Origin of the sequence: Streptomyces sp. NPDC093598 (assembly GCF_044764825.1) — a bacterium.
Taxonomy (GTDB): domain Bacteria; phylum Actinomycetota; class Actinomycetes; order Streptomycetales; family Streptomycetaceae; genus Streptomyces.
Map to the genome: position 1 here is coordinate 498,335 of NZ_JBIWIV010000002.1, position 19,240 is coordinate 517,574.

At 71.3% G+C, this 19,240-nt stretch carries 17 protein-coding genes; 11 read left to right on the plus strand and 6 right to left on the minus strand.

Translation table 11 applies throughout. From position 1 onward, the window contains the following. Positions 1-25: 25 nt before the first annotated feature. Entirely contained in the window at positions 26-943 is a 918-nt protein-coding gene (locus ACIRDU_RS08290; protein ID WP_403576014.1) for a zinc-binding alcohol dehydrogenase family protein, read from the minus strand. Positions 944-1,045: 102 nt separating this feature from the next. On the opposite strand from ACIRDU_RS08290, the gene ACIRDU_RS08295 reads away from it, so the two are divergent. Beyond that, complete coding sequence (locus tag ACIRDU_RS08295; RefSeq protein WP_403576016.1) at positions 1,046-1,483, plus strand: MarR family winged helix-turn-helix transcriptional regulator; 438 nt, start codon at positions 1,046-1,048, stop codon at positions 1,481-1,483. Between the two features lie 106 nt (positions 1,484-1,589). On the opposite strand, the gene fdhD is transcribed toward ACIRDU_RS08295, so the two are convergent. Genes fdhD through ACIRDU_RS08320 form a run of 5 tightly spaced genes read right to left on the minus strand, consistent with a single transcriptional unit; the run spans position 1,590 to position 8,026 of the window. Then, a complete protein-coding gene (gene fdhD, locus ACIRDU_RS08300) occupies positions 1,590-2,438 on the minus strand; it encodes a formate dehydrogenase accessory sulfurtransferase FdhD (RefSeq protein WP_403576018.1) in 849 nt (282 codons plus the stop codon). A 7-nt stretch (positions 2,439-2,445) separates the two neighbouring features. After that, on the minus strand, positions 2,446-3,306 hold the full coding sequence (locus ACIRDU_RS08305) for a 2Fe-2S iron-sulfur cluster-binding protein (RefSeq protein WP_403576020.1): 861 nt from the start codon (positions 3,304-3,306) through the stop codon (positions 2,446-2,448). Further along, a complete protein-coding gene (locus tag ACIRDU_RS08310; protein ID WP_403576022.1) occupies positions 3,303-5,126 on the minus strand; it encodes an NAD(P)H-dependent oxidoreductase subunit E in 1,824 nt (607 codons plus the stop codon). The genes ACIRDU_RS08305 and ACIRDU_RS08310 overlap by 4 nt, the downstream gene beginning before the upstream one ends. 6 nt (positions 5,127-5,132) lie before the next feature. Then, the gene (locus ACIRDU_RS08315; RefSeq protein WP_403576024.1) at positions 5,133-7,058 is read right to left on the minus strand and encodes a molybdopterin oxidoreductase family protein; all 1,926 of its coding nucleotides are present in this window, start codon (positions 7,056-7,058) and stop codon (positions 5,133-5,135) included. Beyond that, positions 7,055-8,026 carry a 2-dehydropantoate 2-reductase gene (locus tag ACIRDU_RS08320; protein WP_403576026.1) on the minus strand — a complete coding sequence of 324 codons (972 nt, stop codon included), beginning with the start codon at positions 8,024-8,026 and terminating at the stop codon, positions 7,055-7,057. Before ACIRDU_RS08320 ends, ACIRDU_RS08315 begins: the two co-directional genes overlap by 4 nt. Positions 8,027-8,260: 234 nt before the next feature. Between ACIRDU_RS08320 and ACIRDU_RS08325 the strand changes: the two genes are divergently transcribed. The 10 genes from ACIRDU_RS08325 to ACIRDU_RS08370 all read left to right on the plus strand — a co-directional run bounded on the left by ACIRDU_RS08325 (position 8,261) and on the right by ACIRDU_RS08370 (position 18,984). Continuing rightward, positions 8,261-9,592, plus strand: a complete 1,332-nt coding sequence (locus ACIRDU_RS08325) for an OFA family MFS transporter (RefSeq protein WP_403576028.1) — start codon at positions 8,261-8,263, stop codon at positions 9,590-9,592. Further along, entirely contained in the window at positions 9,561-9,701 is a 141-nt protein-coding gene (locus ACIRDU_RS08330) for a hypothetical protein (RefSeq protein WP_167526639.1), read from the plus strand. Before ACIRDU_RS08325 ends, ACIRDU_RS08330 begins: the two co-directional genes overlap by 32 nt. Positions 9,702-9,850: 149 nt before the next feature. Then, positions 9,851-10,789 carry a beta-ketoacyl-ACP synthase III gene (locus ACIRDU_RS08335; protein ID WP_403576030.1) on the plus strand — a complete coding sequence of 313 codons (939 nt, stop codon included), beginning with the start codon at positions 9,851-9,853 and terminating at the stop codon, positions 10,787-10,789. Positions 10,790-10,936: 147 nt separating this feature from the next. Further along, positions 10,937-11,614 carry a GntR family transcriptional regulator gene (locus tag ACIRDU_RS08340; protein ID WP_403576032.1) on the plus strand — a complete coding sequence of 226 codons (678 nt, stop codon included), beginning with the start codon at positions 10,937-10,939 and terminating at the stop codon, positions 11,612-11,614. Between the two features lie 222 nt (positions 11,615-11,836). Beyond that, complete coding sequence (locus ACIRDU_RS08345) at positions 11,837-13,018, plus strand: ROK family protein (protein ID WP_403576034.1); 1,182 nt, start codon at positions 11,837-11,839, stop codon at positions 13,016-13,018. A gap of 85 nt (positions 13,019-13,103) precedes the next feature. Continuing rightward, positions 13,104-14,621 carry a sugar ABC transporter ATP-binding protein gene (locus tag ACIRDU_RS08350; RefSeq protein WP_403576036.1) on the plus strand — a complete coding sequence of 506 codons (1,518 nt, stop codon included), beginning with the start codon at positions 13,104-13,106 and terminating at the stop codon, positions 14,619-14,621. After that, the gene (locus tag ACIRDU_RS08355; RefSeq protein WP_403576038.1) at positions 14,618-15,637 is read left to right on the plus strand and encodes an ABC transporter permease; all 1,020 of its coding nucleotides are present in this window, start codon (positions 14,618-14,620) and stop codon (positions 15,635-15,637) included. Before ACIRDU_RS08350 ends, ACIRDU_RS08355 begins: the two co-directional genes overlap by 4 nt. Positions 15,638-15,654: 17 nt before the next feature. Beyond that, the gene (locus tag ACIRDU_RS08360; protein ID WP_403576040.1) at positions 15,655-16,701 is read left to right on the plus strand and encodes a substrate-binding domain-containing protein; all 1,047 of its coding nucleotides are present in this window, start codon (positions 15,655-15,657) and stop codon (positions 16,699-16,701) included. Between the two features lie 55 nt (positions 16,702-16,756). Then, positions 16,757-17,971, plus strand: coding sequence for a Gfo/Idh/MocA family protein (locus ACIRDU_RS08365; RefSeq protein ID WP_403576042.1), 1,215 nt, complete (start codon positions 16,757-16,759; stop codon positions 17,969-17,971). 14 nt (positions 17,972-17,985) lie between these two features. Then, positions 17,986-18,984 (plus strand): sugar phosphate isomerase/epimerase family protein, encoded by a 999-nt coding sequence (locus tag ACIRDU_RS08370; protein WP_403576044.1) that lies wholly within the window; start codon positions 17,986-17,988, stop codon positions 18,982-18,984. The last annotated feature ends 256 nt before the right edge of the window (positions 18,985-19,240 follow it).

The window sequence follows — 19,240 nt, forward strand, 5'->3', positions numbered from 1 at the left end:
TCGGACCCCCCACAAGAACCGTGCGTCAGGGGATCAGGACGACCTTGCCCAGATTGGAGCGGCCCTCGATCTCCCCGTGCGCCTTGGCCGCGTCCTCCAGGGCGAACTCCCCGTGCACGACGGGCCTGAGCTCGCCCGCCGCGAACAGCCGCCACAGTTCCTCACGCCACTGCTCGTACAACTCCGGCTTCCCCCGGGCGATACGGGCCATCTGGAACCCGATCACCGACTTGGCGCCCGCGAGCAGGTCGTACGCCTGGACGGTGCCGCCGCCCGAGCTGTACGCCACCAGCCGTCCCTCCGGGGCGAGTGCGGCGAGGGCGGGGGTGAGCAGCTCGCCGCCCACCGCGTCCAGGGCGTAGTCGGCCGGGGTGCCCCAGCTGTCGTCGGTGTAGGTGATGACGTGGTCGGCGCCGAGGCCCCGGACGAAGCCGGCCTTGGCCGCGTCGGAGACGGCTCCCACGACGCGTCCGGCGCCGCGCGTCCTGGCCAGCTGCACGGCCAGGTGGCCGACGCCGCTCGCGGCAGCGGTGACCAGGGCCGCCTCGCCCGGCTGGGGGCGGGCCGCCTCCAGGGCGCCGAGGGCGACCAGGCCGCTGCGGACCAGGGCGACCGCGTCGACGGCCCCGGCGTTCTCCGGGACCGGGGAGGCCATGGCCTCGTGCAGCAGTGCGAAGTCGGCGTAGCCGTGGCCGAGGCAGAGCCCGGTCACCCGGTCGCCGGTGCCGAAGCGGGTGACGCCCTCGCCGACGGCCATGACCTCGCCGGCGATCTCGCCGCCGAGCGGGACGGGGTCGGCCGCCTCGGTGACCTTGCGGACGACCGGGAGGGTGACGCCGATCGCCTCCGCGCGCACGACCAGCTCTCCGGGGCCGGGCTCGGGGAGCGGTGCCTCCTCCACGAACAGGGGGCCGCCTCGGGATTCGTAGCGGACGCGGCGCATCGCACCTCCGGGTCGTTGGTGGCCCCAATGAATCCGTTGGGGAACCCAACGGTATAGGACGATCATAGGAAGACCCAACGATTTTCTGGTTAGGCTGCGGCCATGTCGGAAGCCCCCCTCCCTGCGATCCGCTCCCTGCCCAGCTGGCTGCTCGGCCGCGCCGCCGCCCGCGGCCGGGCGCTGGTGGCCGAGGCGCTGGCCGAGGAGGACATGCGGATGTGGCACCACGTGGTGCTGTCCGCCGTCCGTGACCTCGGTCCCGTCGCCCAGGCCGACCTCGGTCGCGGGGTCCGGCTGGACCCCAAGGACCTGGTCGGCGTCCTCAACGACCTCCAGTCGGCCGGCCTGGTGGTACGCGAGCCGGACCCGAGGGACCGCCGCAAGAACGCGGTGTCCCTCACGGAGCGGGGAGCACGGCTGCTGAAGCGCTGCGAGCAGGCGGCCCGCGCGGCCAACGACGAACTGCTCGCACCGCTGTCGGCGGCCGAGCGGGAGCAGTTCACGGGGATGCTGCTGCGGATATCCGGCACGGCGGACTGACGAGTCCCCCGGGTCCTCGCGCGGGCAGGCCGAGACGGGGCCCCTGCGGCGCAGGGGGCGCTCCCCGCCGGTCGGGGCCCCGCCGCCGTGTCGCGGAGGAACCTGCTCAGCCCTGGGCGGCCGCGGCCCGCAGGGCGATGCGGTCCTCACCCGCGTACACGTTCATGGAGCTGCCCCGCAGGAAGCCCACCAGCGTCAGGCCCGTCTCGGCGGCCAGGTCCACCGCCAGCGAGGACGGTGCCGACACCGCCGCCAGGACCGGCATGCCGGCCATCACGGCCTTCTGGGCCAGCTCGAAGGAGGCCCGGCCCGACACGAGCAGAATCGCCCGCGACAGCGGCAGCTCCCCGTTCTGCAGGGCGCGGCCGACCAGCTTGTCGACCGCGTTGTGCCGGCCCACGTCCTCCCGGACGTCCAGCAGCTCGCCGCCTTCCGAGAACAGGGCCGCCGCGTGCAGGCCCCCGGTCCGGTCGAAGACCCGCTGGGCGGCGCGCAGCCGGTCGGGAAGGCTCGCCAGCAGCTCCGGGGTGACCCGGACCGGGGGAGTGTCGGCGATGGGCCAGTGAGCCGTCGTCCGTACCGCGTCCAGCGACGCCTTGCCGCACAGGCCGCAGGAGGACGTCGTGTAGACGTTGCGCTCCAGCGTGATGTCGGGGATCACCACGCCCGGGGCCGTCTTCACGTCGACGATGTTGTACGTGTTCGAACCGTCGACCGTTGCCCCGGCGCAGTAGACGATGTTCTGGAGGTCCTGCTGCCCGCCCAGCACCCCCTCGCTCACCAGGAAGCCCGCCGCCAGCGCGAAGTCGTCGCCCGGCGTGCGCATGGTGATCGCCAGGGGCTTGCCGTTCAGCCGGATCTCCAGGGGTTCCTCGGCGACGAGCGTGTCCGGGCGGCTGGAGACCGCCCCGTCCCGGATGCGGAGTACCTTGCGTCGTTCCGTGACTCGTCCCATGTCCCGATCAGTCCCGGTTCTGTACGTGCTGGTAGCCGAAGCGGCCCTTGATGCAGAGGTTGCCGTGGGTCACCGGGTTGTCGTGCGGCGAGGTGACCTTCACGATCTCATTGTCCTGCACGTGCAGCGTCAGGTTGCAGCCCACTCCGCAGTACGCGCACACCGTGGTCGTCTCCGTCTGCCGCGACGCGTCCCAGGTACCCGCCGCACGCATGTCGAACTCGGACTTGAACGACAGCGCGCCCGTGGGGCACACCTCGATGCAGTTCCCGCAGTACACGCACGCCGAGTCGGTCAGCGGCGCGTCGTGCTCCACGGCGATCCGGGCGTCGAAGCCGCGACCCGCGACCGAGATCGCGAAGGAGTTCTGCCACTGGTCCCCGCAGGCGTCGACGCACTTGTAGCAGAGGATGCACTTGTCGTAGTCGCGGACGTACAGGTCGTTGTCGACCCTCGGCTCCTCGTCGAGCCGCGCCGCGTCCGGGCCGAAGCGGTCCGGCTTCGCCTCGTAATCCTTGAGCCACCCGGCGACCTTCGGCGTCGTCGACAGGTCGACGGAGGACGCGAGCAGTTCCAGGACGACCTTCCGGCTGTGCCGGGCGCGCTCGGTGTCCGTGCGCACCTCCATGCCGGGCTCCGCCTTGCGGGAGCAGGCAGGCACGAGCGTTCTGGCCCCCTCCACCTCCACGACACAGACGCGGCAGGCGTTCTTCGGCCGCAGGGTGTCGCCCTCGCACAGGGTCGGGACGTCCTTCCCGGCCGCCCGGCAGGCGTCCAGGATCGTCGAGCCCTCGGGGACCCGCGCCTCCTCCCCGTCGAGAGTGAACTCCAGCATGCGCCGCGGGATCCCCAGCGGTGTGACGGTCATTCGTACGCCCCCAGACGGTCGATGGCGGATTCCACGGCGTTCCACGCGGTCTGCCCCAGACCGCAGATCGAGGCGTCCCGCATGGCGCGGCCGACCTCCCGCAGCAGCGCGATGTCGCCGGCGGCGTCGGCGCCCGTGCGCTCCACGATCCGGTGCAGCGCCTCCTCCTGCCGCACCGTCCCGACCCGGCAGGGCACGCACTGCCCGCACGACTCGTCCCGGAAGAACTCGGCGATGCGCAGCAGCAGCCGGGGCAGGGGCACGCTGTCGTCGAAGGCCATGACGACCCCCGAGCCGAGTGTGGTGCCCGCCTCCCGCGTCCCTTCGAAGGTGAGGGGGACGTCCAGCTCGTCGGCCCGGACGAAACCGCCCGCGGCCCCACCGAGCAGCACCGCCCGCAGCCCGTCGCGCACCCCCGCCAGCGTGAGCAGCTCGCCGAGGGTCGCGCCGAAGGGCAGCTCGTAGACACCGGGCCGCTCCACACTCCCGGACACGCAGAACAGCTTCGGACCGGTGGAGCGCCCGGTGCCGATCGCCGCGTACGCCGGGGCGCCCATGGCCAGGATCGGCAGGACGTTGACCAGCGTCTCCACGTTGTTCTCGACCGTCGGCTTGCCGAACAGGCCCTTCTCCACGGGGAACGGCGGCTTCGAGCGCGGCTCGCCCCGGTAGCCCTCGATGGAGTTGAACAGGGCCGTCTCCTCACCGCAGATGTAGGCGCCCGCGCCGCGCCGGATCTCGATGTCGAAGGCGTAGCCCTGCCCGAGGACGTCGTCGCCGAGCAGTCCGCGCGCACGGGCCTGCGCGATCGCGTGCTCCAGCAGGTGCAGGGCGCGCGGGTACTCGCCGCGCAGATACAGGTAGCCCTTGTGAGCGCCGGTCGCGTACCCGGCGATCGTCATCGCCTCGACGAGCGCGTACGGGTCGCCCTCCATGAGCACCCGGTCCTTGAAGGTGCCCGGCTCCGACTCGTCGGCGTTGCAGACGAGGTAGTGCGGACGGTCGGGCTGGGACGCCGTGGCCTGCCACTTGCGGCCGGTGGGGAAGGCGGCGCCGCCGCGCCCGACCAGGCCCGAGTCGGTGACCTCGCGGATGACGCCGGCGGGGCCCAGTGCGAAGGCCCGGCGCAGGGCGGTGTAGCCGCCGTGGGCGCGGTAGTCGTCGAGGGACCACGGGTCGACCACGCCGACGCGGTGCAGCAGCATCAGACCGTCCTGCCCGGCCTGGGGTACCGCCAGCGCGGCGGGCGGCTCCTCGGGTGCCGAGCCGGGCGAGCTCGCGGCGAGTACGGAGTCCGGGACGGTCGCCGGCGCCGAGACCGCCGTACGCACGGGGTCCCCGGCCTTGATCGCGAGCGCGGCCGGGGCGCGTTCGCACAGGCCCAGGCAGGGGCTGCGCTCGACACTCACCCCGCTGCCGAGGCCCAGCCGCTCCTCGATCCCGGCGCACAGCTCCGGCGCCCCGGCCGCCGCGCACGCCAGATCCGTGCACACGTGGAGCACGGTCGCCGGACGCGGCTTGACCGAGAACATGGCGTAGAAGGTGGCGACCCCGTACGCCTCCGCCGGCGGCACCGTCAGCCGCCGGCACAGGTAGTCGAGGGCGCCCTCGCTGATCCAGCCGATCCGGTCGTTGACCGCGTGCAGCCCCGGCAACAGCAGGTCGCGGCGGTCCCGGGCCTCGCGCCCGCCACGCGCCCACCTCAGATCGGCGTCGGAGCGGTCGGCACCCTCCCAGGAGGACTCCGGAGGCCCGAGCAGGGCGTCGACGGCCGCCCGTTCCTCGTCCGTCGGTTTGCTGTCACCGAAGTGCAGGTCCACGTGCGTTCACCCCACGATGGTCGCGATGGGCAGCTTCTCGATCCGGATCGCCGACGCCTTGAACTCCGCCGTCCCCGCGATCGGGCAGTTCGCCTCGATCGTCAGCTGGTTGGTGTCCACCTCGTCCGGGAAGTGCATGGTCATGAAGGCGAGCCCCGGCCGCAGGGCTGGGTCCACCCACACGGGCGCGGTCACCGACCCGCGCCGCGAGGTCACCTGGACGTGCTCGCCGACCACGACCCCGTAGCGCTCGGCGTCCTCCGGGCTCAGCTCGATGAACTCCCCGCGCCTGAGCGGCGAGGCGTAACCGCCGCTCTGCACCCCGGTGTTGTACGAGTCGAGCCGCCGCCCGGTGGTGAGCCGGATCGGGTACCGCTCGTCGGTGAGGTCCACGGGCGGGTCGTGCTGCACGATCCCGAAGGGCGCGAGCGGCCCGCGCCGCGAGGGATCGGTCTCCCACAACCGGCCGTGCAGATAGGTCGGTTCGATCCCGTCCGTGCTCGGGCAGGGCCACTGGATGCCCTGGTGCTCCTCCAGGCGCTCGTACGTCATGCCGTAGTGGTCGGGCGAGACGGACCTGAGCTCGTTCCACACGGTCTCGGCGTCGGCGTACTTCCAGTCGTGACCGAGGCGGGCCGCGAGGTCGCAGAGGATGTCGATGTCCTCGCGGGCCTCGCCGGGCGGGGTGACGGCCTTGCGGACGCGCTGGACCCGCCGTTCGCTGTTGGTGGTCGTGCCGTCGGTCTCCGCCCAGCCGGCGGTGGCCGGCAGGACGACGTCCGCGAGCTCGGCCGTCCTGGTCAGGAAGATGTCCTGAACGACCAGGAAGTCCAGCGCCTTGAGCCGCCGTACGGCCTGCTCGCTGTCCGCCTCGGACTGGGCCGGGTTCTCGCCGATGCAGTAGACGGCCTTGAGCGTGCCGTCCTCCATCGCCTCGAACATCTCCGTGAGGTTCAGGCCGTAGTGCGGCTGGATCACGGTGTCCCAGGCCGACTCGAACTTCAGACGGACGCTCGCGTCCAGGATGTCCTGGAACCCGGGCAGCCGGTTGGGGATCGCGCCCATGTCGCCGCCGCCCTGCACGTTGTTCTGCCCGCGCAGGGGTTGCAGCCCCGAGCCGTAGCGGCCGACGTGCCCGGTGAGCAGGGACAGGTTGATCAGGGCGCGGACGTTGTCGGTGCCGTTGTGGTGCTCGGTGATGCCCAGGGTCCAGCACAACTGGGCCCGCTCGGCGCGGGCGTAGGCGTGTGCCAGCTCGCGGATCGCCGCCGCCGGTACGCCCGTCACCTTCTCGGCGAGCGACAGCGTCCACGGCTCGACCAGGGCCTTGTACCCCTCGAAGCCGCTGGTCGCGCGCTCGATGAACGCCTCGTTCGCGAGCCCCGCGTGGATGATCTCGCGGCCGATCGCGTGCGCCATCGGGATGTCCGTGCCGACGTTGAGCCCCATCCAGCTCTCCGCCCACTCGGCGGTCGAGGTCCGGCGCGGATCGACGGCGTACATCCGGGCGCCGTTCCTGATCCCCTTGAGCACGTGCTGGAAGAAGATCGGGTGCGCGAACCGGGCGTTGGAGCCCCACATCACGATGACGTCGGTGTGCTCGATCTCCTCGTACGACGACGTCCCGCCGCCCGAGCCGAACGCCGCCGACAGGCCCGCCACGCTCGGGGCGTGGCAGGTGCGGTTGCAGGAGTCGACGTTGTTGGTGCCCATGACGACCCGGGCGAACTTCTGGGCCACATAGTTCATCTCGTTGGTGGCGCGGGCGCAGCTGAACATGCCGAAGGCGTCGCGGTTGCGCCCGAGGCCCAGGGCGGCCCGCTCCAGGGCCTCCTCCCAGGTGGCCTGCCGGAACGGCTCGTCACGGGAGTCCCTGACGAGCGGGTGGGTGAGCCGGGTGTAGGTCTTGGGGGTCCGGTCGCGTGTCCTCATGCGGCGCTCCTCAGCGCGAGCAGGTCCGAGATGGCGTGCACGGTGCGCAGGGTGGGCACCTCCACGCCGGTGATCTCCGCCAGCTCGACGACCGCCGCGAGCAGCACGTCGAGTTCGAGCGGCTTGCCGCGCTCCAGGTCCTGGAGCGTGGAGGTGCGGTGGTCGCCGACCCGCTCGGCACCCGCGAGCCGGCGCTCGATGGAGACACCGACCTCGCAGCCGAGGGCCTCGGCGACCGCCAGTGTCTCGGTCATCATGATCTCGATGACCTTGCGGGTGCCGCCGTGCAGACACATCTGCCGCATGGTCGCGCGGGCCAGCGCACTGATCGGGTTGAAGGAGATGTTGCCGAGCAGCTTGACCCAGATGTCGCTGCGCAGGTCCGGTTCGACCGGGCACTTCAGTCCGCCCGCCTGCATGGCCTCGCTGAAGGCGAGGCAGCGGGCGGAGCGGCTGCGGTCTGGCTCGCCGACGGAGAACCGCGTGCCCTCCAGGTGCCGGACGACGCCCGGCCCTTCGAGCTCGGTCGCCGCGTAGACGACACATCCGACGGCCCGTTCGGGCGCGAGCACCGCACTGACCGCGCCGTCCGGGTCCACGCTCTCGATCCGGTGGCCGTCGTACGGGCCGCCGTGCCGGTGGAAGTACCACCAGGGGATGCCGTTCTGGGCCGCGACGACCGACGTCGTCTCGTGCAGCAAGGGCGCGATCAGCGGCCCGCACGCCGCGTACGCGTTGGCCTTCAGGCCCAGGAAGACATGGTCGACCGGGCCGACCTCGGCCGGGTCGTCGGTGGCGTGGGGGTGCGCGGTGAAGTCGCCACGTGGGCTGCGCACCCGGACTCCGTGCTGCCTCATGGCCGCCAGATGCGGTCCACGGGCGATGAGATGCACCTCGGCACCCGCGCGATGGAGCGCGGCGCCGACGTAGGCGCCGATGGCACCGGCGCCGAGAACTGCGACTTTCACGGGAACACTCCGTTCGGTTTGAGGGATACCGCGGAGGTGGCCGGCGTCCGGCCGCCCACGGGCCGCGTAGGGCTCGTGGACGGCTTGTGTCGACGAAATATTGTCTACAGTATGGAGGTTGGGGCGGCAAGGGTCCGTGCGCCGACCGTTCGGCGCATGCTGGATACCGCTCACCGCATACGGTCGACGCGCCGCCTTCTCAACTCCGTTGCGGATCCCTACCGTCCGGGGTTCATGAGTCCCCCAGTCGCGCCCCCGGGCTGGAGCCGCTGGCTCGTCCCGCCCGCCGCTCTCTCCGTACATCTCTCCATCGGCCAGGCCTACGCCTGGAGTGTGTTCAAGCCGCCCCTGGAGTCCGCGCTCGGCCTCAGCGGCACGCAGAGCGCGCTGCCCTTCCAGCTGGGCATCGTCATGCTGGGTCTGTCCGCCGCGTTCGGCGGCACGCTCGTGGAGCGCAACGGCCCCCGCTGGGCCATGACCGTGGCCCTGCTCTGTTTCTCCTCCGGATTCCTGCTCTCCGCGCTGGGCGCGTCCCTGGAGCAGTACTGGCTGATCGTGTTCGGCTACGGCTTCGTGGGCGGCATCGGCCTGGGCATCGGCTACATCTCGCCCGTCTCCACCCTGATCAAGTGGTTCCCGGACCGGCCCGGCATGGCCACCGGCATCGCCATCATGGGCTTCGGCGGCGGCGCGCTCATCGCCTCCCCGTGGTCGGCCCAGATGCTGGAGTCGTTCGGCGGCGACAGCTCCGGCATCGCGCTCGCCTTCCTCGTGCACGGGCTGTCGTACGCGGTGTTCATGCTGCTGGGTGTGCTGCTGGTCCGGGTGCCTCGCGTCGAGAAGCCTGTGGAGAGCGGGCCGAGTGTCCTCGCCGGCCCGCAGGTCTCCGCGAACCAGGCCGTCCGCACCCCGCAGTTCTGGCTCCTGTGGCTCGTGCTCTGCATGAACGTCACCGCCGGCATCGGCATCCTGGAGAAGGCCGCGCCGATGATCACGGACTTCTTCGCGGACACCTCCACCCCGGTGTCGGTGACGGCCGCCGCCGGTTTCGTCGCGCTGCTGTCGGCGGCGAACATGGCGGGCCGTATCGGCTGGTCGTCGACGTCCGACCTCATCGGCCGCAAGAACATCTACCGCGTCTACCTGGGCGCCGGTGCCCTGATGTACGCGCTCATCGCCCTGTTCGGCGACTCCTCCAAGCCGCTGTTCATCCTGTGCGCGTTGGTCATCCTCTCCTTCTACGGAGGTGGTTTCGCCACGGTTCCGGCATATCTGAAGGATTTGTTCGGTACGTACCAGGTCGGTGCCATCCACGGGCGGCTGCTGACCGCCTGGTCCACGGCCGGGGTGCTCGGCCCGCTGATCGTGAACTGGATCGCCGACCGGCAGGAGGAGGCGGGCCGGCACGGGGCGTCCCTGTACGGGCTGTCGTTCGTCATCATGATCGGGCTGCTCGTCGTCGGCTTCGTCGCCAATGAACTGGTCCGGCCCGTCGACCCCCGCCATCACGTCCCCGTCCCGAAGGAGGCCGCCCATGTCGAGCGACAGCAGTCAGAGTCCGCCTAGCCCGGACCGGCGGTGGCTGATCGCCCTCGCCTGGGTGTGGGTGGGCGTGCCGCTCGCGTACGGGCTGTACGAACTGGTGCGGAAGGCGACGCAGCTGTTCACCGGGTAGAGGTTCGACAGGTGCCCGGGCGCCCGAGGTGCTGACAGAAGCTGACAACCCCGGCGCCCGTTTCCTGTCACGTTGGCTGCCGTCGTACCCGCGAGTCATTGATCAGACTGGAGGATCCGCTACCCAAGGCAACGAGGGGGACCCACCCAATGAACGGCTCGCGCATCGCCGCCGTCGGCCACTACCAGCCCGCCAAGGTGCTCACCAACGAGGACCTGGCGGGCCTGGTGGACACCAGCGACGAGTGGATCAGGAGCCGGGTGGGCATCCGCACGCGCCACATCGCGGCTCCCGACGAGCCGGTCGACGAGCTGGCCGCCCACGCCGCCGCGAAGGCCCTGGCCGCAGCCGGTCTGACCCCGGCCGACATCGACCTGGTGCTGGTCGCCACCTCCACCGCCGTCGACCGCTCGCCCAACATGGCCGCCCGGGTCGCGGCGCGCCTGGGCATCCCGCAGGCCGCCACCATGGACCTCAACGTCGTGTGCGCCGGCTTCACCCACGCCCTGGCCACCGCCGACCACGCCGTCCGCGCGGGGGGCGCGAGCCGGGTACTGGTCATCGGGGCCGACAAGATGTCCGAGGTGGCCGACTGGAGCGACCGCACCACGTGCGTGCTCGTCGGTGACGGAGCGGGCGCAGCGGTGGTGGAGGCCGCCGGTGAGCCGGGCATCGGGCCGGTGCTGTGGGGCTCGGTGCCCGAGATGGGCAACGCGGTGCGCATCGAGGGCACCCCGCCGCGCTTCGCCCAGGAGGGGCAGAGCGTCTACCGCTGGGCCACCACGCAGCTCCCGCCCATCGCGCGCCGGGCCTGCGAGCGGGCCGGGCTGGAACCCGCCGACCTCGCCGGAGTCGTGCTGCACCAGGCGAACCTGCGCATCATCGAACCCCTCGCGGAGAAGATCGGCGCCGTCAACGCGGTCGTCGCGCGCGATGTCACCGAGTCCGGCAACACCTCGGCCGCGAGCATTCCGCTGGCCTTCTCCAAGCTGGTCGAGCAGGGGGCGCTCACCACGGGCGACCCGGTACTGCTGTTCGGCTTCGGCGGGAACCTGTCGTACGCGGGGCAGGTCGTGCGCTGCCCGTGAGCGGCGTGGCCGTGTGACGCGGTCAACTCCCCGAAACCCTGGCTCTTGTGCGCCGTAGACTGTAGACGAAAGACAATCAATACTGACTCTGCGGCGGCACCGGCTCGCGCCGCGCTGTGCACGGCCCTGCCGAGGAGGGGGACCGCGATGCTGTCGACAGGCCTGCCCCAGGGGGCGGTACCCAAGCTGGAACGTCCGGGTCCGCTGCGCGACCGTGTCTACGAGGCACTGCTCGAACTCATCACCACCCGTGCGCTCCAGCCCGGCCAGCATCTCGTCGAGAGCGAACTCGCCGGGCATCTCGGGGTCTCGCGGCAGCCGGTGCGCGAGGCGCTGCAGCGACTCAACACCGAGGGGTGGGTCGATCTGCGGCCCGCGCAGGGCGCGTTCGTGCACGAGCCGACGGAGGAGGAGGCCGACCAGCTCCTCACGGTCCGTACACTCCTGGAGGCCGAGGCGGCCCGGCTCGCGGCGGCGGGCGCGAACAGCGCGGGCATCGCCGCCCTGGAAGCGCTGTGCGCGGAGGGCGAGAAGGCCGTCGAGGCCGACGACGTGGACGGGGCCGTCGCCATGAACGCCCGCTTCCACGCCAAGATCATGGAGCTCGCCGGCAACGCGGTCCTCGCCGAACTCGCCGCCCAGGTCGACCGGCGCGTGCGCTGGTACTACACGCCGGTGGCCCGCCGGCGCGGCCACCAGTCCTGGATCGAGCACCGCGAACTGATCGCCGCGGTCGCCGACCGGGACGAACAGCGCGCCACCGAGCTGATGCGCGCACACACGGAGCACACGCGACGGTCGTACCACGAGCGTTCGCGTTCCTAGCGCCGCCACGACAGTCCTGCGATCTATCGCCGCCGGGAAGCTCGGCCGCGGCACCCGCCACTGCTCCTTTGTCCTGTGAGTGGAAAAAGTGGGGGGCAATTCCTGCGCGACTTCTTCCCACTCCCGGCAGCCACTGCTACGTTCCCTCCGAAAGCAAGCCGCAGCGGTGGCGGAAAACCGGCGCGCGCAGGCCGATCAGGCGGGGAGGGGCTCGTGAGACGTATGACCGCACGACCCGCGAACGCCCACCAGGCCCGGCTGCTCAAGCTGTTGCGTGACGGCGGACCCAACTCCCGTGCCCAGCTGGGCGACCAGGTCGATCTCTCGCGGTCCAAGCTGGCCGTGGAGGTGGACCGGCTGCTGGAGACGGGGCTGGTCGTGGCCGACGGACTCGCCGCCTCGCGCGGTGGCCGCCGCTCCCACAACATCCGGCTCAACCCCGAACTGCGTTTCCTCGGCGTCGACATCGGCGCGACCTCGATCGACGTCGCCGTCACCAACGCCGAGCTGGAGACCCTGGGGCACCTCAACCAGCCCATGGACGTGCGCGAGGGCCCGGTCGCGGTCTTCGAGCAGGTCCTGGCCATGGCCGCGAAACTGCGGGCCTCCGGGCTCGCGGAGGGGTTCGACGGCGCCGGTATCGGCGTCCCGGGCCCGGTCCGCTTCCCCGAGGGCATCCCGGTGGCACCGCCGATCATGCCGGGCTGGGACGGCTTCCCCGTGCGGGAGGCGCTCAGCCAGGAACTCGGCTGCCCGGTCATGGTCGACAACGACGTGAACCTCATGGCGATGGGGGAGCAGCACGCGGGCGTCGCCCGCACCGTCGCGGACTTCCTCTGCGTCAAGATCGGCACCGGCATCGGCTGCGGCATCGTCGTCGGCGGTGAGGTCTACCGCGGTACGACGGGCAGCGCCGGCGACATCGGGCACATCCAGGCTGTCCCCGACGGCCGCCCGTGCGCCTGCGGCAACCGGGGCTGCCTGGAGGCCCACTTCAGCGGGGCCGCCCTCGCCCGCGACGCCACGGAGGCCGCCCAGCAGGGACTCTCGGACGAACTGGCCTCGCGGCTGGAGACGAACGGCGGCCTCACCGCCGTCGACGTCGCCGCCGCCGCCTCAGCCGGTGACGCCACCGCCCTCGATCTGATCCGCGAGGGCGGCAACCGCACCGGCCAGGTCATCGCCGGCCTGGTCAGCTTCTTCAACCCGGGCCTGGTGGTGATCGGCGGCGGGGTGACCGGCCTCGGCCACACCCTGCTCGCCGCGATCCGCACCCAGGTCTACCGCCAGTCGCTGCCGCTCGCGACCGGCAACCTGCCCATCGTCCTGGGCGAGCTCGGCCCCACTGCCGGCGTCATCGGCGCGGCCCGGCTCATCAGCGACCACCTGTTCTCTCCCGCGTAAGCACTCAGTTCAGTACGGCCTACCAGCACAGCGCCCTGCTTCGCCCTGCCCTGAAACCGGCCCGCACGCCCGCCAAGGGGACCTCATGGCACCAGAACCACCGCTGCTCAGCATGTCCGGCATCACCAAGTCGTTCCCCGGAGTCCGGGCCCTCGACGGCGTCGACCTCGACGTCCAGGCCGGTGAGGTGCACTGCCTGCTCGGCCAGAACGGCGCCGGCAAATCGACCCTCATCAAAGTCCTGGCCGGCGCCCACCAGCCCGACACCGGCCGCCTCCGCTGGCGCGGCGAGGAGGTCACGCTCCGCTCACCGATCTCCGCCATGCGCCTCGGCATCGCCACCATCTACCAGGAACTCGACCTGGTGGAGCACCTGTCGGTCGCCGAGAACGTCCATCTGGGGCATGAGCCGACCGCCGCCGGATTCGTCGTGCGCGGGAAGGCGGCCAGGTCCTCGACGGCCGCTCTGCTGAAGCGTCTCGGGCACCCGGAAGTCGATCCCGCCCGGCTGGTCGGCGAACTGTCGGCGGCTCAGCAGCAGATCGTGTCGATGGCGCGTGCCCTCTCCCACGACGTGCGGCTCATCGTGATGGACGAGCCGTCCGCGGCCCTCGACCCGGACGAGGTCGACAACCTCTTCCGCATCGTCGGCGACCTCACCGCCGCCGGAGTCGCCGTCGTCTACATCTCGCACCGCCTGGAGGAGATCCGCCGCATCGGCGACCGGGTGACGGTGCTGAAGGACGGCCGGGCCGTCGCGAACGGACTCCCGGCGAAGTCGACCCCGACCCGCGAGGTCGTCGCGCTGATGACGGGCCGCAACGTCGAGTACGTCTTCCCCGACCGGCCCGCCTCCCCGCCACCCGCCGAGCCCGTGCTGAAAGTCCAAGAACTGTCGCGGCAAGGGGAGTTCGAGCCCTTCGACCTGGAGGTGCGGCCGGGCGAGATCGTCGGACTCGCCGGACTCGTCGGCTCGGGCCGCTCCGAGATCCTGGAGACCGTCTACGGTGCCCGCAAACCGACGACCGGTCAGGTACTGGTCGACGGCGAGGCCCTGAAGCCGGGCAGCGTACGGGCCGCCGTCCGGGCCGGACTCGGGCTCGCCCCCGAGGAACGCAAGGCGCAGGCCCTGCTGATGCTGGAGTCCGTCACCCGCAACGTGTCGCTCTCCTCCATGTCCCGCTTCTCGCGCGGCGGCTGGATCGACCGGGGCGCCGAACTGGGCGCCGCCCGGGCCGCGACCCGCGCGTTGTCACTCAGGCCGGACAACCCGTCCGTGCCCGTGCGCACCCTGTCCGGCGGCAACCAGCAGAAGGCCGTCCTGGCCCGCTGGCTGCTGCGCGGCTGCAAGGTGCTGCTGCTCGACGAACCCACCCGCGGCGTCGACGTCGGCGCCCGCGCAGAGCTGTACGCGGTCATCCGCCGGCTGGCCGACGAGGGCCTCGCCGTGCTGCTGGTCTCCAGCGAGGTGCCCGAGGTGCTCGGCCTCGCCGACCGCGTCCTGGTGCTGCGCGAGGGCCGTGTCGTCCACACGGCACCCGCGCGCGAACTCGACGAACACCGCGTACTCGACCTGGTCATGGAAGGAAGCCCGGCGTCATGACGCAGCCCGTCTCCCCGCCGCGGGACAGCAGCACCGCCAAGGTGCCCCAGGCGCAGCCCCCCGCCTGGCGCGGCCTGCTGATCCGCGCCGACGTCCGCACCCTGTCCCTGCTCGGCGTGCTCGCCGCGCTGATCCTCATCGGCGGCATCACCAAGCCCGACGAGTTCCTCGACACCCGCAACCTGCAACTCGTCCTCACCCAGGCGTCCGTGATCGGTGTCGTCACCGTCGGCATGACCTTCGTCATCGTCTCCGGCGGCATCGACCTGTCGGTCGGCGCGATCGTCGCCCTCGCCTCCGTGTGGGCGACCACCGTCGCCACCCAGGAGTACGGTTTCGCCGGCATCCTCTTCACGGCGGTCGTCGTCGGAGTCGGCTGCGGCCTGGTCAACGGGGTGCTCATCGCCTACGGCGCGATGGTGCCGTTCATCGCCACCCTCGCCATGCTGGCCTCCGCCCGCGGCCTGTCCCTGCAGATCACCGACGGCAAGACGCAGATCGTCACCGTGCCCTCCGTCCTCGACCTGGGGGAGCGTGACGCCTACGTCCTCGGCATCCCGCCCCTGGTCATGGTGTTCGCCGTCGTCACCGTCATCGGCTGGCTGGTCCTCAACCGCACCACCTTCGGACGCCGCACGGTCGCCGTCGGCGGCAACCCGGAGGCCGCCCGGCTCGCCGGTATCGACGTCCGCCGTCAGCGTCTCTACCTCTACCTGCTGTCCGGGCTGTGCTGCGGCATCGCCGCGTTCCTGCTGATCGTCCTGGCCGGCTCCGGCCAGAACACCAACGGCAACCTCTACGAACTCGACGCCATCGCCGCCGCGATCATCGGCGGCACCCTGCTCACCGGCGGCCGCGGCACCATCACCGGCTCCGTGCTCGGTGTCCTGATCTTCACCACCATCACCAACATCTTCGCCCTGAACAACCTGCAGAGCGACGTCCAGCAGATCGCCAAGGGCGCGATCATCGTCGCCGCCGTGCTGGTCCAGCGCCGTACCGCGAGCACGACCTGAGGAAAGGGTTCCCCGCCATGCCAGAGAACACGAGCCGCAGAGGACTGCTCTTCGGGGCCGCCGCCGTCTCCGCCGGTGCCCTCCTCACGGGGTGCACCAGCAACGAGCCCTCCGACTCCAAGGACGAGCCGGCCGGGAACAACCAGCCGGCCGCCGACGACAAGCCCGGCAAGCAGGTCACCATCGGCTTCGCCGGCCCGCAGGCCGACCACGGCTGGCTCAACGCCATCAACGACAACGCCAAGAGCCGCGCCGAGAAGTACTCCGACGTCACCCTGGAGATCACCGAGGGCTCCAACGACACCGCCCAGCAGATCGGCCAGATCGAGACCCTCATCAACAAGAAGGTCGACGTCCTGGTCGTGCTGCCCGCCGACGGCAAGGCCCTCACCCAGGTCGGGCTGAAGGCGATGCGCGCCGGCATCCCCGTGGTCAACCTCGACCGGATCTTCAACACGCCGCAGGCCTACCGCTGCTGGATCGGCGGCGACAACTACGGCATGGGCCTCAACGCCGGGCACTACATCGGCGAGAAACTCAAGGGCAAGTCGGGCGCCCGCGTCATCGAACTGGCGGGCCTGGACAACCTGGAGCTCACCAAGCAGCGCACCCAGGGCTTCGACGACGCCCTGAAGAACTACCCGAACATCAAGAAGGTCGCCCGGCAGGCCGCCGAGTTCACCGTCGAGTCCGGCCAGGCCAAGATGGCCCAACTCCTCCAGGCCCAGTCGAAGTTCGACGCGCTGTGGAACCACGACGACGACCAGGGCGTGGGCGCGCTGCGCGCAATCGAGCAGGCAGGGCGCGACGACTTCCTGATGGTCGGCGGCGCCGGCGCGCTCTCCGCGTTCCAGGCCATCAAGCAGGACGACGGAGTGCTCAAGGCGACCGTGCTGTACCCGCCCACCATGGCCGCCTCCGCGATCGACCTGGCCCGCGCACTCGGCCAGAGCAAGGGCATCGGTGGCCTCGCCGAGTTCGAGATCCCGTCGTCGATCACCCTCTACTCGGCCGTCGTCGACAAGACCAACGTCGACCAGTACATGTCCACCGGCTTCAAGTGATCCATCCCGCACCCCCCACGTGCGCCACCCCGACCAGGACGAGGAGGACACCCGTATGGGACAGCCGCAGCAGCAGTCAGAAGGGACCGAGGAGGCAGGCAAGCCACCCCTGCGCGTGGGGATGGTGGGCTACGCCTTCATGGGCGCCGCCCACTCCCAGGGCTGGCGCACCGCGGGCCGCGTCTTCGACCTGCCGCTGAACCCCGTGCAGGCCGTGATCTGCGGCCGGGACGCCGCCGGTGTCCGCGCGGCGGCGGACCGGCACGGCTGGGCGTCCACCGAGACCGACTGGCGCGCCCTCGTCGAACGGGACGACGTCGACCTCGTCGACATCTGCACCCCCGGCGACAGCCACGCCGAGATCGCGCTGGCCGCCCTGGCCGCGGGCAAGCACGTCCTGTGCGAGAAGCCCCTGGCCAACACCGTCGAGGAAGCCACCTCGATGGCGCTGGCGGCCGAAGAGGCCCACACGCGCGGCCAAGTGGCGATGGTGGGGTTCAACTACCGCCGGGTGCCGGCCACCGCCCAGGCGCGCCGGATGGTCGCCGAAGGCCGTCTGGGCAGGCTGCGGCACGTGCGCGTGACGTACCTCCAGGACTGGCTGGTCGACCCCGCGTTCCCGCTGACCTGGCGGCTGCGCAGGGAGCAGGCGGGCTCGGGCTCGCTCGGCGACCTGGGCGCGCACATCGTCGACCTCGCGCAGTACCTGGTGGGGGAGCCGCTGGCGGGTGTGTCCGCGCTGACGGAGACCTTCGTACGCGAACGGCCCCTGCCCACCGGCGCCACCAGCGGGCTGTCCGCCGTCACGTCCGCCGGCACCGGCCAGGTCACCGTCGACGACGCCGCCCTGTTCACGGCCCGCTTCCTCTCCGGGGCCCTCGCCTCCTTCGAGGCCACCCGCTACGCCACCGGCCGCAAGAACGCCCTGCGCATCGAACTCAACGGGGAGCGCGGCTCGCTCGCCTTCGACCTGGAACGGCTGAACGAGCTGTCCTTCCACGACGCCACCGAGCCGGGCGCGGAGGCGGGCTTCCGCCGGATCCTCGTCACCGAACCCGACCACCCCTACCTGGAGGCCTGGTGGCCGCCGGGCCACGGTCTCGGCTATGAGCACACCTTCGTCCACCAGGCCCGCGACCTCGTCCACGCCATCGCCGAGGGCCGCCGCCCCGAACCTTCCTTCGCGGACGGGCTCCAGGTGCAGCGGGTGCTCGCAGCGGTGGAGGAGAGCGCCGAGAAGAACTCCGTCTACACCCCGATCGCGGTCTGAGGAGGCCCCTTTCCATGCCGCGCACCTTCACGCTCTTCACCGGCCAGTGGGCGGACCTGCCCCTGGAGGAGGTCTGCCGTCTGGCCCGTGACTTCGGCTATGACGGCCTGGAACTCGCCTGCTGGGGCGACCACTTCGAAGTCGACAAGGCGCTGAGTGATCCTTCCTACGTGGAGTCGAGACATCAGCTCCTCGACAAGTACGGCCTGAAGTGCTGGGCCGTCTCCAACCATCTGGTCGGCCAGGCCGTCTGCGACGCCATCATCGACGAACGCCACCAGGCCATCGTGCCGCGGGAGGTGTGGGGCGACGGAGACCCGGAAGGGGTCCGGCAGCGGGCCGCGGAACGCATGAAGGACACCGCCCGGGCCGCGGCCGCCCTCGGCGTCAGCACCGTCATCGGCTTCACCGGTTCCGCCATCTGGCACCTGGTGGCCATGTTCCCGCCCGCCCCCGACGCGATGATCGAACGGGGCTACCAGGACTTCGCCGACCGCTGGAACCCGATCCTGGACGTCTTCGACGCCGAGGGCGTGCGGTTCGCCCACGAGGTCCACCCCAGCGAGATCGCCTACGACTACTGGACCACCCAGAAGGCCCTCGAAGCCGTCGGCCGACGCCCCGCCTTCGGCCTCAACTTCGACCCCAGCCACTTCGTGTGGCAGGACCTCGACCCGGTCGGCTTCCTCTGGGACTTCCGCGACCGCATCTACCACGTCGACTGCAAGGAGGCCCGCAAGCGCCTCGACGGACGCAACGGCCGGCTCGGCTCCCACCTGCCCTGGGGCGACCCGCGGCGCGGCTGGGACTTCGTCTCCGCCGGGCACGGCGACGTCCCCTGGGAGGACGTCTTCCGGATGCTGCGCTCCATCGACTACCAGGGCCCGATCTCGGTCGAGTGGGAGGACGCCGGCATGGACCGGCTCCAGGGTGCGCCCGAGGCGCTGACCCGTCTCAAGGCGTTCGACTTCGAGCCGCCCAGCGCGTCCTTCGACGCCGCGTTCAACAGCTGAACCACGCTCCCGGCGCAGGCCGGGGACGGGGACCTGCAGCACCGCCGGTCCCCCCTCCGGCCTGCGTGAATCCCTGCTTTGTCCTGGGATGGGAGAAAGAGCAACCGAGTCCGGCGCAAGGGGTGTTCGCCCCGGACGGACGCGGTTACCGTCCTTTGAAGTGTTCAGGACACACGCACCTCCGGGGTGACGGCGCACCCCGGCGCCCGCACCGCACGTACCACGCACCCACCCCGTACGGCCCACCCCGTTCCCG

What these genes read in the sequence shown, in the direction of transcription:
- ACIRDU_RS08290 (WP_403576014.1), bottom strand. Translation starts at nt 943, where the DNA reads ATGCGCCGCGTCCGCTACGAATCCCGAGGCGGCCCCCTGTTCGTGGAG.
- ACIRDU_RS08295 (WP_403576016.1), top strand. Translation starts at nt 1,046, where the DNA reads ATGTCGGAAGCCCCCCTCCCTGCGATCCGCTCCCTGCCCAGCTGGCTG.
- fdhD (WP_403576018.1), bottom strand. Translation starts at nt 2,438, where the DNA reads ATGGGACGAGTCACGGAACGACGCAAGGTACTCCGCATCCGGGACGGG.
- ACIRDU_RS08305 (WP_403576020.1), bottom strand. Translation starts at nt 3,306, where the DNA reads ATGACCGTCACACCGCTGGGGATCCCGCGGCGCATGCTGGAGTTCACT.
- ACIRDU_RS08315 (WP_403576024.1), bottom strand. Translation starts at nt 7,058, where the DNA reads ATGAGGACACGCGACCGGACCCCCAAGACCTACACCCGGCTCACCCAC.
- ACIRDU_RS08325 (WP_403576028.1), top strand. Translation starts at nt 8,261, where the DNA reads ATGAGTCCCCCAGTCGCGCCCCCGGGCTGGAGCCGCTGGCTCGTCCCG.
- ACIRDU_RS08330 (WP_167526639.1), top strand. Translation starts at nt 9,561, where the DNA reads ATGTCGAGCGACAGCAGTCAGAGTCCGCCTAGCCCGGACCGGCGGTGG.
- ACIRDU_RS08335 (WP_403576030.1), top strand. Translation starts at nt 9,851, where the DNA reads ATGAACGGCTCGCGCATCGCCGCCGTCGGCCACTACCAGCCCGCCAAG.
- ACIRDU_RS08340 (WP_403576032.1), top strand. Translation starts at nt 10,937, where the DNA reads ATGCTGTCGACAGGCCTGCCCCAGGGGGCGGTACCCAAGCTGGAACGT.
- ACIRDU_RS08345 (WP_403576034.1), top strand. Translation starts at nt 11,837, where the DNA reads ATGACCGCACGACCCGCGAACGCCCACCAGGCCCGGCTGCTCAAGCTG.
- ACIRDU_RS08350 (WP_403576036.1), top strand. Translation starts at nt 13,104, where the DNA reads ATGGCACCAGAACCACCGCTGCTCAGCATGTCCGGCATCACCAAGTCG.
- ACIRDU_RS08355 (WP_403576038.1), top strand. Translation starts at nt 14,618, where the DNA reads ATGACGCAGCCCGTCTCCCCGCCGCGGGACAGCAGCACCGCCAAGGTG.
- ACIRDU_RS08360 (WP_403576040.1), top strand. Translation starts at nt 15,655, where the DNA reads ATGCCAGAGAACACGAGCCGCAGAGGACTGCTCTTCGGGGCCGCCGCC.
- ACIRDU_RS08365 (WP_403576042.1), top strand. Translation starts at nt 16,757, where the DNA reads ATGGGACAGCCGCAGCAGCAGTCAGAAGGGACCGAGGAGGCAGGCAAG.
- ACIRDU_RS08370 (WP_403576044.1), top strand. Translation starts at nt 17,986, where the DNA reads ATGCCGCGCACCTTCACGCTCTTCACCGGCCAGTGGGCGGACCTGCCC.